Annotated in this window: 15 protein-coding genes and 1 pseudogene; 8 read left to right on the top strand and 8 right to left on the bottom strand. The window is 65.6% G+C overall.

Features of this window, described 5'->3' with window-relative positions:
* Window positions 1–92: 92 nt before the first annotated feature.
* Both J7I89_RS16470 and J7I89_RS16465 read right to left on the bottom strand, forming a co-directional pair.
* A complete protein-coding gene (locus J7I89_RS16470) occupies window positions 93–1,424 on the bottom strand; it encodes an MFS transporter (protein ID WP_214972565.1) in 1,332 nt (443 codons plus the stop codon).
* A gap of 270 nt (window positions 1,425–1,694) precedes the next feature.
* Window positions 1,695–2,705: a 1-aminocyclopropane-1-carboxylate deaminase gene (locus tag J7I89_RS16465; protein ID WP_214972562.1), complete on the bottom strand. Its 1,011-nt coding sequence runs from the start codon at window positions 2,703–2,705 to the stop codon at window positions 1,695–1,697.
* Between the two features lie 149 nt (window positions 2,706–2,854).
* Between J7I89_RS16465 and J7I89_RS16460 the strand changes: the two genes are divergently transcribed.
* Window positions 2,855–3,241 carry a hypothetical protein gene (locus tag J7I89_RS16460; protein WP_214972559.1) on the top strand — a complete coding sequence of 129 codons (387 nt, stop codon included), beginning with the start codon at window positions 2,855–2,857 and terminating at the stop codon, window positions 3,239–3,241.
* Between the two features lie 95 nt (window positions 3,242–3,336).
* Here J7I89_RS16460 and J7I89_RS16455 read toward each other — a convergent pair whose 3' ends face one another.
* Window positions 3,337–4,674, bottom strand: a complete 1,338-nt coding sequence (locus J7I89_RS16455) for an amidohydrolase family protein (protein ID WP_214972556.1) — start codon at window positions 4,672–4,674, stop codon at window positions 3,337–3,339.
* A gap of 293 nt (window positions 4,675–4,967) precedes the next feature.
* Here J7I89_RS16455 and J7I89_RS16450 point away from each other — a divergent pair, with 293 nt between their 5' ends.
* Window positions 4,968–5,303, top strand: a complete 336-nt coding sequence (locus J7I89_RS16450; protein WP_214972553.1) for a cupin domain-containing protein — start codon at window positions 4,968–4,970, stop codon at window positions 5,301–5,303.
* Window positions 5,304–5,362: 59 nt separating this feature from the next.
* Here J7I89_RS16450 and J7I89_RS16445 read toward each other — a convergent pair whose 3' ends face one another.
* A complete protein-coding gene (locus tag J7I89_RS16445; protein WP_214972550.1) occupies window positions 5,363–6,430 on the bottom strand; it encodes a glycerophosphodiester phosphodiesterase family protein in 1,068 nt (355 codons plus the stop codon).
* A 209-nt stretch (window positions 6,431–6,639) separates the two neighbouring features.
* Between J7I89_RS16445 and J7I89_RS16440 the strand changes: the two genes are divergently transcribed.
* The 4 genes from J7I89_RS16440 (at window position 6,640) to J7I89_RS16425 (ending at window position 9,240) form a co-directional block, all read left to right on the top strand.
* Window positions 6,640–6,996, top strand: coding sequence for a VOC family protein (locus J7I89_RS16440; protein ID WP_214972549.1), 357 nt, complete (start codon window positions 6,640–6,642; stop codon window positions 6,994–6,996).
* A gap of 255 nt (window positions 6,997–7,251) precedes the next feature.
* Window positions 7,252–7,869, top strand: a complete 618-nt coding sequence (locus tag J7I89_RS16435) for a DUF1326 domain-containing protein (RefSeq protein ID WP_214972546.1) — start codon at window positions 7,252–7,254, stop codon at window positions 7,867–7,869.
* Window positions 7,832–8,743: a DUF2182 domain-containing protein gene (locus tag J7I89_RS16430; RefSeq protein ID WP_308159940.1), complete on the top strand. Its 912-nt coding sequence runs from the start codon at window positions 7,832–7,834 to the stop codon at window positions 8,741–8,743. The genes J7I89_RS16435 and J7I89_RS16430 overlap by 38 nt, the downstream gene beginning before the upstream one ends.
* A gap of 80 nt (window positions 8,744–8,823) precedes the next feature.
* Complete coding sequence (locus tag J7I89_RS16425) at window positions 8,824–9,240, top strand: ester cyclase (RefSeq protein ID WP_214972543.1); 417 nt, start codon at window positions 8,824–8,826, stop codon at window positions 9,238–9,240.
* On the opposite strand, the gene J7I89_RS16420 is transcribed toward J7I89_RS16425, so the two are convergent.
* On the bottom strand, window positions 9,209–10,819 hold the full coding sequence (locus J7I89_RS16420; RefSeq protein WP_214972541.1) for a serine hydrolase: 1,611 nt from the start codon (window positions 10,817–10,819) through the stop codon (window positions 9,209–9,211). The genes J7I89_RS16425 and J7I89_RS16420 overlap by 32 nt on opposite strands.
* Window positions 10,820–10,996: 177 nt before the next feature.
* On the opposite strand from J7I89_RS16420, the gene J7I89_RS16415 reads away from it, so the two are divergent.
* The gene (locus J7I89_RS16415; RefSeq protein WP_214972538.1) at window positions 10,997–11,503 is read left to right on the top strand and encodes a hypothetical protein; all 507 of its coding nucleotides are present in this window, start codon (window positions 10,997–10,999) and stop codon (window positions 11,501–11,503) included.
* A gap of 63 nt (window positions 11,504–11,566) precedes the next feature.
* Here J7I89_RS16415 and J7I89_RS16410 read toward each other — a convergent pair whose 3' ends face one another.
* The 3 genes and pseudogenes from J7I89_RS16410 to J7I89_RS25830 all read right to left on the bottom strand — a co-directional run bounded on the left by J7I89_RS16410 (window position 11,567) and on the right by J7I89_RS25830 (window position 13,523).
* Window positions 11,567–12,655 carry a hypothetical protein gene (locus tag J7I89_RS16410; protein WP_214972526.1) on the bottom strand — a complete coding sequence of 363 codons (1,089 nt, stop codon included), beginning with the start codon at window positions 12,653–12,655 and terminating at the stop codon, window positions 11,567–11,569.
* Between the two features lie 95 nt (window positions 12,656–12,750).
* Window positions 12,751–12,861: pseudogene (locus J7I89_RS16405) on the bottom strand (IS3 family transposase); the annotation flags it as partial.
* Window positions 12,831–13,523, bottom strand: coding sequence for a metalloregulator ArsR/SmtB family transcription factor (locus J7I89_RS25830; RefSeq protein WP_214972523.1), 693 nt, complete (start codon window positions 13,521–13,523; stop codon window positions 12,831–12,833). The pseudogene J7I89_RS16405 and the gene J7I89_RS25830, both read right to left, overlap by 31 nt.
* A gap of 152 nt (window positions 13,524–13,675) precedes the next feature.
* Here J7I89_RS25830 and J7I89_RS16395 point away from each other — a divergent pair, with 152 nt between their 5' ends.
* Window positions 13,676–14,110 (top strand): hypothetical protein, encoded by a 435-nt coding sequence (locus J7I89_RS16395; protein WP_251045422.1) that lies wholly within the window; start codon window positions 13,676–13,678, stop codon window positions 14,108–14,110.
* Window positions 14,111–14,112: the final 2 nt, after the last annotated feature.

The following is a 14,112-nucleotide window of genomic DNA, read 5'->3' as shown; positions in this document are numbered from 1 at the left end:
GAGCGCCGGAGTGGCGCGGTCTCGGCGATGGTGCGTGCCGCCGTCGGGCTTTGCCGGGGGCGGGACCGGCGGCGGTTGCCGTCCGGCCGGCGCTAGCTGGCCGGCATGAGGGCGGGCTTGGTGAAGCAGAACGCCACGGCGCCGACGAGCAGCAGCACAGCCGAGAGGTAGAAGCCGGCCTCGAGGGCGCCCGTCGCATCTGCCAGGGCACCGGTGATGTAGGGCGCGAATATTGAGGACAGCATACCGGCGAAGTTGAAGTAGCCGTAGGCGCGGGAGTACATGGACCGCGGGGTGTTTTCGGCGAGGAACGCGATGAGGATCGGGTCCAGGGCGAGCTTGCCCACCAGGCCGTAGACCACGAGCCCGACGATCATGAGCGAGTAGTCACCGGTCATGGGCACCAGGATCTGGCACAGGCCGCCGAGCACCGCCAGGGCGACGATCAGCGGGCGGGTGTTGCGGAGGCGCCGGGCCAGCATGCTCAGCAGGATGGCGCCCGGAATGGAGGCCCAGGGCACCAGCGAGGCGATGATGCCGGTCTGGGACGGTGCCACATCGCGGGCCTGCTGGAGGTAGGTGGGCAGCCAGGTGAGCATGGAGAAGAAGCCGTAGAGCGAGCAGAAGATCAGCACGTAGGTGAGGATGTGGTTGCGGGTGAAGAGGGCCTTGTTCGACTCCGGGTCAGCGGCGGCGCCCTCGGTTTGGACTGCCGCGGCGGCGCTCGCGGCCTGGGCCTTGTGCTCGGCGTCGATGGGCGACAGGTAGTAGTGGATGAGGTAGGCCACCACCAGCGTGGCGGCGCCGAAGACGAGGAACGTGATGTGCCATTCCAGTCCCAGGGTGAAGGTGAGGTAGCTCGAGCCGATGAAGCCCAGCGAGATGCCGATGGCCATGCCGCTGTTGATCAGCGCCGCGGAGACTCCGCGCCATTTGGCCGAAATGTAGCTGGAGGAAATGCCGTAGACGGGGCTGTAGAAGGTTCCCTCGCCCAGGCCGGTGAAGGCACGCATCAGCAGGAAGATCACGAAGCCCGGGGCGAACCCGCTCAGGATGGTGCCGATGCCGAAGACCACGTAGCCGGCGACGACGACGCGTACCCGGCCGACGCGGTCGGCCAGGTATCCGGTGGGGATCTGCATCAGCGCGTAGGTAATGAAGAAAACGGTGGACATGAGGCCCAGCTGGCCCCTGTTCAGCCCCCACTGGTCCTGGATGACGCTCATCACCGGGGACAGGATGTTGCGGTCCGCGTACATGAACACCCAGCCCAGCGAGAACAGGGCGGTGACGGCGATGGGGCCCGGGCGCTTGCGGCTGACAGGAAGGAAACGGCCGGACGACGGCGATGCTTGGGTCTCGGTGGTGGTGACCGCCGGCGGGGTGGCAGCAGAGGGTGGCTTTTGTTCCGTGGTGACGTTCATGGAGGGGCTCCTGAAAGCAGTGGAAGATTGGTTCCTTGGTCGAACCAATTCCCAAGCTAGACCACGAATTTGGCCGAAAACCCCGTAGTTAGAGCCTTTTCATGGCCCTGAAACAGGGTTTTACGTTCCGTTCATATGCCTGTTTCAGGGCCGAATCAAAGGGGTCAAAACCGGACCAATTCCGGTTCGCCCGCTGGCTTGAGCTTGTCGAAACCGCCCTGCCAGCTGGCCTGTCGGGCAGCCTTGGTCGCTGATGCTGACCAGTGAGATCTACTGCCGGAACAGGGCCGAATAGGCGTTCAACGCCGGCTGCCCGCCGAGGTGCGCAAAGAGCACCGTCGAATCCCGGGGAATCTCGCCGCTCGACACGAGATCGATGAGGCCCGCCATTGACTTGCCTTCGTAGACGGGATCGATGATCACACCCTCGAGCCGGCCGGTGAGCCTGATCGCCTCGAGCGTCGACTCGACCGGGATGCCGTAGAACTCCCCGGCCCACTCCGGACGCACCGTGATTTCGTCGTCGCGCACGTCCCGGCCCAGTTCGATGAGGGCGGCTGTATTGCGGGCGATGCGGGCAACCTGCTCACGTGTCTCGTCGATCTTGGCGGAAGCGTCGATTCCTATGACCCGGCGCGAACGATCCTGCCCGGCGAAGCCTGCGATCATGCCGGCCTGCGTGGATCCGGTGACGCTGCAGACCACGATCGTGTCGAAAAAGACCCCGAGCTCCTTCTCCTGCTGCTCGACCTCCAAGGCCCAGTTGGCGAAGCCGAGCCCGCCGAGGCGATGATCGGACGCGCCGGCGGGAATCGCGTATGGCACGCCACCGGCGTTCCTGACGTCTTCAAGGGCGCACTCCCAGCTCGACTTGAACCCGATCCCGAAGCCGGCCGGATCCAGGCGCACCTCGGCACCCATGATGCGCGACAGCATGATGTTGCCGACGCGGTCGTTGAGGGGATCAGGCCAGTCGACCCAGTTCTCCTGGACGAGGACGCACTTCATGCCGATCTTCGCGGCGACAGCTGCGACTTGCCGTGTGTGGTTGGACTGGTAGCCGCCGATCGAGACGAGCGTGTCCGCACCCTGCGCGATCGCATCCGGCACGAGGTACTCGAGTTTCCTGGTCTTGTTGCCGCCATAAGCCAGGCCGCTGTTGACGTCCTCGCGCTTGGCCCAGATCGTCGCACCGCCAAGGTGCTCGGAGAGCCGCGTGAGCGGGTGCACGGGACTCGGCCCGAAGAGCAACGGGTAACGCGGGAAATCGGATATAGCCATTCGACTGGTTCCTTTTCGCGAGAGATCGGCACGCAACGAAACACGGGACTAAATGCAATATAGTCCCGTGGCCCTATTCGGGAGGAGTATTGATCACAGCGGATCAGATTCCCGGCTGGTTGAGCCGGGCCTGGGGCGGGAGGGATGACATGGTTGATTTCATCGCATATCTCGATACGTCAGAGGTCCGCCCCGGCAAGCTTGAGGAGCTCAAGGCAGCCATGGCGGAGCTGGCCGCGTTCGTCGAGTTGAATGAGCCTCGGATCATCTCCTACCGCGTCTATTTCTCAGCGGACGGCGCCACGATGAGCGTTCTGCACATCCACCCGGATCTGGCCTCATTGGAGTTCCACATGCAGGTCGCGGGACCCAAGTTCCCCCGGATGGCACCCCTCGTGATGATGCGGACGATCGAAATATTTGGCCGCCCCGGCGAGGAACTCGTGGCGCAGCTTCAAGCCAAGGCGAAGCTCCTGGGCAGTGGAGCGGTCATTGTTCGTGACTTTCACGCAGGTTTCGCCCGCCTTGCCACATAGCCTCTACCGAAACGTCCGCCGTGTGCTTGAAGAGATAGCCCGGGGCATCGCACGGGCGCAGGGCGTTCCGAGAGGGCCTGAAGAGTGCCGGAGGCTCAGAGCCCGTTGCGCACCAAGGCTCCCTGGGCCACAACGGCGCTGACTTTCTCGAGGGCGGAGGCGTCTGCCAGAGGATCGGCGTCCACCACGATCGCGTCGGCGAAGGAGCCGCGCACCAGCCGGCCCGCAGTTTCGCTCCAGCCGAGCAGGCGGGCGGCGTGGACCGTCGCGGACCGCAGGGCCTCGAGCGGGGAGAGCCCGGCCTCGGCGAGGAGGCGCGCCTCCGTGCCGATCGGCGTCACGTCGGTGCCGAAGGAGTCGGTGCCGGCCACGATCGTCACGCCTGCCTCCTGCGCGGCACGCACCGCAGCCTGGAGAATCGGCGTGTACTCCTTGCCGCGGGCGGCGAGGATGGGGTTGGCGGAGGCTGCCATGCTGGTGATGGCATCCATAGTGGGCGTGAAGTAGGTGCCGCGGCGGGCCATCTCGGAGATGGTCTGCTCGGTGACGAAGACGCCGTGCTCGATGCTTCGCACCCCGGCCCGGACGGCACCGTCGATCCCCTCGGCGCTGTAGGCATGGCACAGGACGCCCGCGCCCTTGGCCGCCTTGACCACGGCGGAAAGCTGCTCGTAGTTATAGACAAGTTCGCGGGGATCCTGCTCCGGCAGCCCGGCGCGGGGATTGGCGCGGGTCTTGATGACCGCGGCGCCGCGCTTGAGGTTGACCCGGGTCAGGTAGGCGAGGTCGGTCGTTTCCTTCACGCCCCCGGAGAGGGTGGCCAGCGGCGCGAGGTCGGGGTCCGCGAGGAGCGAGTCGCCGAGCTCCGGGGAGATAAACAGTCCTGCAGGCATCATGCGGGGCGAGACGCCGGGGGCCCACTCGGGGAGCGCCGCAAGCGCGACGTCCTGGTAGAAACTGCTCGACCCGCTCCTGACGCTGGTCGCGCCGCCCTGCAGGATGGCGCGGGCATCGGCGAACGCATTCGCGTGGACATGGACGTCGATGAGCCCGGGGAGCACCCAGCGCCCCGAGGCGTTGAGGACGCGGGCCCGGCCTGCGACGGCGGCGACCGCCTTGCGCGTGGCATCCCGGGTTCCGACGGCGGCGACCCTGCCGCCGTCGAGCACCAGTACGCCGTCTTCGACGGCGTCACCGGTCTTGGGATCCACGATGGTGCCGCCCTCGATGATCAGGGGCGGGTGTGCGATGGGGCTGCCCCGGTAGTCGGGCCCGGAGGGGCGCTCTGCGGCATGTGCGGCCGGGGCCCCGGCGAGCTGGGCGGCGATGCTCGCAACGGAGATTCCGGCGAGGGCGGCGGCACCGGCCAGGATGCCGCGGCGCGGGACATCAGCTGGCAGCAGCGGGGCAGAGGTGTGGTCATGAAGGCACATCGTTGTCTCCTTGGGGAAGGCCGCCCGGGGGCGTAGGCGGGTTTCCCCTTAAAGTTACTTGGTATTCCAAACTGAGGCCAGTGCTTCTGCGAGGATTCCGGCGCTCAGGCAGTAATTGTCCGGAATACCGGGCATTTTCGGCCATTTTGATCAGTGCTTCCCAGTTCTGTCGCCGCCGTCGATACGGGGTCTGGTATTCCAAGCCGCTCCGGTCGCATCTTTTTCCTGATGGCGGGCGTGTGCAGGTCCGCCGGCCTATATCGCCGGAAGTCCCTTCTGAGTACCGTGGCCTCATGCAGAAAATATCGATCGACGCCCTGGCCCGGCAGCAGCTTGCCGCGGCCCTTGCCGCGAGCAACGGGCGGGCCGCCGACACGGTCTATGGCGGGCACGAGAAGGTGCTCCGCCAGACCGTCATGGCGCTCAAGGCCGGCACCCAGTTGAGCGAGCACCAGAACCCGGGCGACGCCACGGTCTTCGTACTCCAAGGCAGCCTCCGGTTGCGGGCAGGTGAGAACTCGTGGGACGGAAAGCCCGGTGACCTGCTGATCGTCCCGGACGGACTGCACAGCCTCGAGGCCGAAGAAGATTCGACCTTCCTGTTCACAGTGGCGAAGGGCGCAAAGTAGCCGGTGCGGGCCGCCCCAAAAAGGAACGGCCCGCCGTCGTGCGTCTTGGCTGGAAAACTCTAGCCCTGCAGCGCGTACTGCTTCGGCAGCTTCAGGCCGCGCTCTTCCATGAGGGTGCGCAGCCGGGTGGGGTAGTCGGTGATGATGCCGTCCACGCCGAGGTCCATCAGGTTCGCCATGTCTGCGGTGGTGTTGACGGTCCAGGGGATGACGGGCAGGCCGAGTCCGTGGGCTTCGGCGATCATCTGGGGCGTGACGGAGCGGAACGTGGGGGAGATGACGTCGTAGCCCTGGGCCTTGGCGGCCTTGGCGAGGGATCCGCCGTAGGTGTCGATGTCGATGCCGCCGAGGTTGGGGCTGGCGCCGGGCTTGCCGACCTCGAGCCAGGCGTCGCCGCTGGAGAGGGCCACGAGGGGCAGCTGCGGGGCGATCTTCTTGGTCAGGTTCAGCGAGGACCAGTCGAAGGACTGCACGGTGGTGCGCTCTGACATGCCGGCCTTGTAGATCTCGATGACCACGGCCTTGGTCAGGGCCTCCATGCCTTCGCCGCCGGACTTGCCGTCCTCCACCTTGGTCTCGACGTTGAAGCGGACCTTTTCGGCGTCGTAGTCGCGGGCCAGCTGGTAGACGTCCTTGAGCTCGGCGATCTTGTTGCCCTCGATGACCTGCTGTTCCGGGTAGCCGGGGAGCTGGGTGAAGCCGCAGTTCAGCGTCTTGATCTGGGCCAGGGACAGCTCGGCGACGCGGTCCCCGACGTACGGGAATTCGGCGTCGCCCGGGGTGGCCGGGGCGGTGTCGGCGCACTTGTTGGCCTGGATGGTGTCGTCGTGCCACACGATCACCTTGCCGTCGTCGGTCAGGTGGGTGTCCAGTTCGAGGGTGGTCACGCCGAGCTTCAGCGAGTTGGCGAACGCGGCCAGGGATTCCTCGGTCCACTCGCCGCGGCCCCCGCGGTGGGACTGCAGGTCAAAGGAGCCGTTGCTCTCGTTGGTCTTGATGTCTGAAGTCGCGGTTCCGGCAGCGTTCGCCGACGGCGTGCCGGCTTCAGCAGTAGGGGCGGCGACGGCGGGGCTCGCCAGGGAGGCGATGAGCGCGGCGGCGGCCGCGGCGGTCAGGACTGTGCGCATGGGAATGGTTCCTCCTGGATGAGACCGGTGCCGGCGCTGGGCCGGCTGACCCGTCCACGCTACGGAGGCCAGATGGCGTGTGGTGTGCGGCGAGTTGGATGCGAGGTTAACAAGTGTGCTGACGGTCCGGTGCGAAAGGGGGCGCTGGATCTATCGGCCCGCCGTCGCGCGGGCACCGGACTTCCCAGGGACAGCGGTAGGCTCGGGAAATGATTGGACGCGTTGATGAGGTTGTAGTGGATTGCCAAAACCCGGCCGCACTTGCAGAGTTCTGGTCCTCGGTCCTCGGTGGCGAACCGGTGCACCGAAACGATGAGTGGTCCTTCATCGATCCGCCGGGATGGACGCGCCTGGCCTTCCAACGCGTGCCCGAGAACAAGCAAGGGAAGAACCGTCTTCATATTGATGTGCACGTCGACGATGTGCCGGCAGCCTCTGCCGCAGCTGAAGCCATCGGAGCTGTCAGGATCGGCACGATCCACATGGACACTGTGGGCACGTTCCAAGTGCTCCAGGATCCGGAAGGCAACGAATGGTGCGTTGTGCGCTCAGCTACCGGAGAATGACCACGCATTCTTGATAGTGCCCTGAATGCAATCGGGGCTGCAGATGCTCTCGTTGGCCCGTGCAGCGCCCGTGTTTTTCACTGTTTTGGCGGCCGCGAAATTGAGCTGTTTCACGCGTAATCACGGCATATTGACAGGCAGATTACGCAGGAATACCGTCTGCCTTAACAGGGCGCTCTGCCCCGTTCTTAAGTATTTTCGGCGCTGAATCCGGGCCGCTTTTGCCTGGCGACGGCGCCAGCGAGGAGGGTTCTCATGTCTTGGGAAATGTCCGGAAAGTATATTGCGAATTGCAACTGCCAGATGATCTGTCCGTGCGCGGTGGACGGTCCGCCCACGGGGCCGAACGGGGAATGCCGCGGCTCTGTGGTTTTCCACATCGCCAGCGGCCAGCTGGATGACACTGATCTTTCGGGCGTCGACTTCGTCTTCTGCATCCAGCTCCCGTCGAACCTGACCTCGGGCAACTGGAAGGTTGGCATCGTCGTCGGCGACGGCGCCTCGGACGGTCAGGCCAGTGCCGTGGAGCGCATACTCCATGGCGACGAGGGCGGGCCGTTCGCCGATTTCGCCGCCTTCTACGGCGACTGGCTCGGCGTCGAACGCGGAAACGTCACCTTCTCCGACGGCGACACCCCGTCGGCCTCGGTGGCAGGGCACACCAACCTGGCGATCGAGTCGCTCCCGGGACCGGGCGGGGGAGTCACCACCGTCAAGAACGCGATGTTCGGCTTCGCCCCCGAGTACCAGATCGGTAAGGGCAAAGGCAGCTCCGACCTCTTCGGCCTCGACTATGCGGCGGTCTACGGCGAGACGGCGGACTTCACCTTCGCGAGTGAGATGGCTGAAGGTGCGTCCAAGGGCCGCGCATGAGCCCCGGCAGCACAAGCAGCGCAGCACTCTGATCCCGGGAGCGGGCGCGCAGGCCAACGCCGGCGTTGCCCGTCCCGGGACAGGTCTGCGCGGCTTCGATCTCCGCAGGATTGGCCTGCACGGGATCGACGTGCGCCAAGCCGGGCTGGTTGCCGTTCTGCTCCTCCTCGCGGCGGTGGGCTGGGTGTTCACCGCTGACCGGATGAACGGGATGGACATGGGAGGCTGGACGGATCCGGGGCCGCTGGACTTCTTCGTCACCACCTGGGTGGTGATGCTGGCCGCCATGATGTTTCCGTCGGTGGCGCCCATGGTGACGGCGTACGCGAAGATCAGCCGCCGCCGTCGGGAAACGGGGCGGTATGCCCCGCGTGGTTCCACCGCGCTGTTCGTGGCGGGGTACCTCCTGGCATGGACAGCGTTCGGGCTCGTGGCGTACGGGCTCTATGAGGCCGTGGCATCGCTGGTGCCGGGCGGGCTCACCGCAGATCCCGTCGGACGCTACGCCGCGGCCGGAGTGATCCTGGCGGCGGCATTATACCAGCTGACCCCGGCCAAGAACGTCAGTCTGATGAAGTGCCGGACGCCCTTGGACTTCATCCTGCACCGCATGCGGCCGGGCTATGGCGGAGCGCTGAGCCTTGGAGTGCAGCACGGTGCGTGGTGCGTCGCGTGCTGCTGGGCGCTGATGGTGGCGCTGTTTGCGCTGGGCGTGATGAGCGTCGGGTGGATGGCGCTCGTGGGCGCGTTCATTGCGGTGGAGAAGCTGCTCCCGTGGAAGCGGCTGGCCAACCGCTCCGTTGCGGTGGCGCTCGCCGTCATTGCCCTTGGTATCGCCCTCACGCCGGCGGCCACGGGCGGGATGGGGATGTAACCGGCCGTGCTGCACTGCGTGCGGGCATGGCAATTCACCGGGGGAATTTTGAACGGTCTCATGCACTAGAGGAGTTGGAAATGTCTGACGGGACGGGACTGATCAAGCGTTTTTACACTGAGGTAATCGAGGGCGGGAATCTTGCCCTCATTGATGAATTGTCGACGAATGACTTTGTCGATCACGAAGAAGGTCTTCCTGGACAACCGCCCGGCAAGGAGGGCGTCCGGTTCTTCGTGAATGCGATTCGGTCGGCGTTCCCGGATATCAGGGCCAAGACGATCGAGCCGTACCTGGCGGACGGGGACATGGAAGCGTGCCACGTCATCCTCACTGGCACCCATGGCGGGGAGATGGCCGGCGTTCCTGCAACGGGCAAGACTGTCGAGTTCGGCGGCACTGACATCATTCGCATTGTGGACGGCAAGGTCGCCGAGCACTGGGGAACCACCGACAACATGAGGCTCATGCAGCAGATCGGCGCGATCCCCGGGTAGGGGCGCGCATCCGGAAAATCAGCCAAACCGTTCGGGGGACCGGCCAGAGGAGGGCAAGCGCCAGCACCGGCACGAGCGAGACTCCGACGTCGGGAAACTGGCGGACAATGACGGCGAGGTGGGTGTCGAACCGGGCGGGGGCGTAGACCAGGCATAGCCACAGCGCGAACCCGTCGAGGGCGAGCGCTGCAGCGCCCCCGGCCCACGGCACCCACCTCTTGCTGGCCGGGACAGGCCTCCGGAGCAGAACGGCGAGGGCAAACGCCAGGCTCAGCAGCTCCGCGAGGAGCAATATCAGCGAGACCGCCCAGCTGTAGCGCTGGAGCCAGTCCTCCTGCACTACCGCCGGCACTGGCGGTTGCCCGTGCAGAATCCGCAGGACGTTGGTGTCAATGGCCTTGAGCCGTGACGGGGCCGACGTGTCATTCGCGTTGATGACCAGGGCGACGCCGAGCCGGGAGGCCGGAACCATGGCCTTGTAGGTGTGGCTGTTGCCCCATTCGCCTTGATGCTCCAGGAGCAGGGGCAAGGCCTTGGTTGTCTCGGCGGGCAGGTCTGCGGGGTCAACGGACTCCACGAGCGGACGCGTGAACCAGCCCATGGCGTACTCCTTGGACTCGTCAATCCGCACGTGTGGCTTGAGGAGGGTTTGCACGCTTTCCGGCCGGATGAGGGGGCGGTCACGGTACCGTCCCCCGTCCAGCATTGCGGTCAGCTCGTGGCCGATGTCCTCGGCCGAGGAGTACATCGTGGAAGAGGGCATTCCCGTGGTGGGGGCGGGCACTTCGGTCTGCCGCCAGAACGAGCCAAACCACAGGGAGTGGCCGGCGGCCGCATTGTCCGAGTGGGCAGCGGCCCGCGTCGGGTGGCTGTGGACCATCCCCAGGGGCTCGAAAACGTGCTGCTCCATGTAGTCCGCGAACGGCTGGCCGGCGACCGTCTGCACCAGGAGACCGAGGATGTTGAAGTTGGCGCTGGCGTACCGGAATGCGTCACCCGGCACCCCGGCCAGCGGGGAACCTGACAGGGCGCGCACGCCTTCTTCGATGGCCTCCGGTCCTTGGGCGTCGGAGGCTTCGAATGCCGTGTCCTTGGAGGCCATGCCGCTGGTCTGGTGGAGCAAATGGCGCACGGTGATCTCCGCGGAGCGGCTGTCCTGCAAGGTAAACCAGGGCAAGTAGGTGCGCACCGGTTCATCCAGCCGCAGCCGGCCGGCCTCAACCTGCTGCATCACGGCCATGGCTGTGAGGGGCTTGGTGGTTGAGGCCAGCAGCACCGGTGTCTGGGCCGTCATCGGCCTCCCCGAGTCGTCGGCCCGGCCGAACGCGGCGGAGTGCACCTGGACGCCGTCCTTGACGACGACGACGGCGGCTCCCGGAAGCCCCATGGCGTCAAGCTGTTCCTGCAGGAACGCGTCCACGGATTCATAGGCCTGGTCCGGGATGGTGGGTCCGGTTGGCGGCGATCCGGCGGTCGGGCTTCCTGCGGCGACCGCGGCCGGCGTGCTGACGCCGCAGAAAATGCCAACAGTCAGGAAGCACGACAGAAAGAAGCGCGACGACCGGGGAATCTTTCGCATGCCCGCACCTGCACTTCGGCTACCGTCTCTTCACGGTATGGCGTGGCGCGGGGGAAAACAATGCGTCTGTATTCGCGCAGGCAGTGCTAGCACGGAAGCGACACCGCTTCGACCACGCGCAGGATGGAATCACCAGCTTGCAGGAGCTGGAAAACACCATCTATGAGGAGTAAACCGATGTTTGTCACATCAAAAGCCAAGAAAGTTCGCAGTACGCGGGGCAGGGTCGCTCTCATTTCGGCTCTTTCGGTCGGTGCAGCCGTTCTGCCGGTGGCCCTGGCCGGTCCGGCTCAGGCCGCTCCAACCCAATACACACAAAATGCTTGCACGGTCACGGCCGGGAGGCCTGTCAGTGTTTTGCGTTTCGTCAACTTCCGTCTGGTTAGGCAAATAAACTATCCAGTCTCGGTTTACTGCAAGTATGGACGCGCGGTTAACCTTCTGCAGACTTTCCATGAAGACGACGGGGCGAACGACCAAAACATCGGGCGGGTGTCTCCGCCGCTCGTCTGGGTTGGGCCAGGGCGGACGGTGTCGTTCAACAGATACCAGCCGATCGTCAATACGGAACTGGGCGCGGAAGAGGTCTACCAGAAAGTGTATTTCCAGGAGGGACTACAGGGCCTGTGGACTCCCTGGCAGGGGCCACGGACTACCCTCACTACCAGCATCCCTGACGTCTAGGGGTCCATTGGTACGCGGCCCTGACATGAGAGCTACGGCATGCCCACGTCATGGCGAGCGTCCTTAAACGCTATCCGCGGCGGACTTGCCCTGATCAGCACCGGCGGCATCCGGCGCGGAACGCGCTGGGCTCCAGGAACTGAGGAGGGCAAGGCCTGCGGCGGCCGCTGCGCTGAGCACCACTGCCCCCAGCCAGAGCGATACCGGCCAGCGGATCCCGTCTGCCACCGCGAAGGCCACCAGCTGGCCCGTCCACAGGAGCGCCGCGATTCCTGCCGTGACCGCGGGCAGCCGCCGGTTCAGCCATACGTTTGGCAGCCGGGCCAGCAGCAGGTCAGCCACAATGGCGGCCACTGTGGCTCCCGCTGCTCCGGCGATGGCGGTTGGGCGCAGACCCACCATCGCAACGGGCAGCCAGGCGGCGGCTGCCACCAGCATGGTGACGATCCCGCGGGCAGGGCGCCGGGAAACGGAGAGCGTAAAGAGGAAGGGAGCAATGATCAACGCTGTGGTCAGCAGGTAACTGGTCAGGCTGACGACCACCGGCAGCTCCGCCTGTAGGCGGCCAGGCGTGCCCACCGGCGTCGGGATGAAGAGGGCCGTCGGCCCGGGACGGACGAAGGCGGAGCAGTAGATGAGGAAGAAGGCTCCCAGCCCGGTCATCAGGACGACGGCGAACAGCGCCGCCGCGGTCCACTCAGTGTTCCCGGCGCGGCCGGCTGCCCGGGCGCTTCGGACTGCGGTGCCGAGGATGAGGAAGAGGCTGAAGCCGAGCAGGAGGTGGGTGGGGCTGACCAGGGCATCCAGCGAGACTTCGATGCCCAGAATTTCGTGCCACAGCAGGTCCAAGCCGCCGGCGACGGCGAAGAGGACCACGCCCACCGCGGTCCCGCGGTAGCCGGGCGGAACAGTCTGCGATAGCGGCCGCCCGGGCACCCGATGCCGCCAGATCACGGCGGCCGTCCACAGCGCCGTGGCCAGCATGCCGGAGTAGAGGGCCGCGTGCCATGGCGTGAAGAACGTCTCCAAGCTGGGGAGATTCAGGTGCGCCCAGCCGTCCAGGAATACGGCCAGCAGCAGCCAGACACCCAAGAGCTCGGTGACCAGGTCGCGGCGTCTGTTCGTCACTGTGCTGTCTGCCGCATCGAGCATCGTTGCCCTCTTCCACGGAGCTGTTCGGTGAGGGGATGCTACTGCTCTGGCCGGGCGCTCACAAGGGAAGAACGATCCGTGAGCGGAGGGGCGTTGGATCTGATGAAGCCGTTCTGCAAGGGTTGTCCCGGGTCGATGAACGCAGTGTCCACGGCGGCGGTGTTGCACCACTCGATCAGGGCCGTGGCGGTGAATTCCGGGCCGTGGCCGACTGTTCTATCGGGAGCCCTGTCGCCTTCCACTCGGGGAAGCCCTCCTCAAGCCTTGTGGCGAGGCGCCCTTCGTCCGTGAGCAGCCGCACGGCCTCGTCCGCATATAGGCAGTATGGTCCGCGGCAGTAGGCGACGATTTCGGTCCCCTGGGGAACCTCGCGCAGTCGAGACTTAACGTCCGAGAAGGGCACGGAAAGCGCACCCGGGATATGTCCGGCTTCGTACTCTGGCTGCGGCCGCACGTCCAGCACAACGACATCGCCCTGCCGCAGCCGCACCAGCAGTTCGTCGCGCGTGATCATGCTCAGGTCGGCGCGATCGCCGACGTAGGCACGGACGAGATCGCCCAGCTCCCCCGAGTGCGCTTCGGCTGTCTCCCGAAGTGCTCGCCATAGCCGCTCCACTGCCGGGCTGGCAAGGGAGTAGTAGATCCGCGTCCCCGAGCGTCGGGAGCAGGCGAGGCCGGCTCGCAGCAAGCGCTGCAGGTGCTGGGATGTGTTGGCCATACTCTGGTGGATCTCTGCGGCCAGCTCGTCAACCGACCGCTCGCCCTGTCCAAGGATATCGATCAGCTGCGCCCTCCTGCCGTTCCCCAACGCCTTGGCAGCTTCTGCGAGGGCGTCGAAGAGCGCATCCTTTTCCTGCTGGTCGCCCACTCGCGCCTCCTATTCAAGAGTTCTCTTGACAATCCTACCGTCAGGGGATTCTTATTCAAGTACCTACTTAAATAAGAAAGGGGGTGGTGGCCGTGTCCACCATCCAAACTCCCCAAGGGGAACAGTCCCGCCTCCGGACAGGAGCCGCTCTCATGACGTTGGCCGGGCTGGCCTTCGTGGGGTACGCCGTAATCTTCTTGGTACTCAACTTCACGGACGCCTTCCTCGAGCTGGGCATCGGTCCCGATCAAGTGGACAAGGGGAAGGCGGAGATCGAGGCGTTCAGCCCGCAGCTGTATCACTACATCAGCCATCTGCACATCGCGGTCAGCGGCTTCATCGCTGCGACCGGGCTGGCCGTCGCAGGCCTGTCCTGGTATGGGGTGCGCCGCGGAGAACGCTGGGCCTTCGTCACAGCCGTTATCGTCCCGGTCGTCGGACTCGCCGTGGCCCTCCCCGCGCACTACCCATGGGGTCTGGCCACGCTTGGGCACCTCGGCCTGATCTACCTCGCCGTCCTCATTTTCCTGGTAGGGGTCGTGGCGGCCTACAGCGGAATGCGAAGCCCCGCGATTACACACCACTGACA

It is taken from the genome of Arthrobacter sp. ISL-5 (assembly GCF_018613835.1).
Taxonomy (GTDB): Bacteria; Actinomycetota; Actinomycetes; order Actinomycetales; family Micrococcaceae; genus Arthrobacter.
Note: the sequence above shows the minus strand (reverse complement) of the source record. Positions and strands in the feature narration are given on the sequence as shown.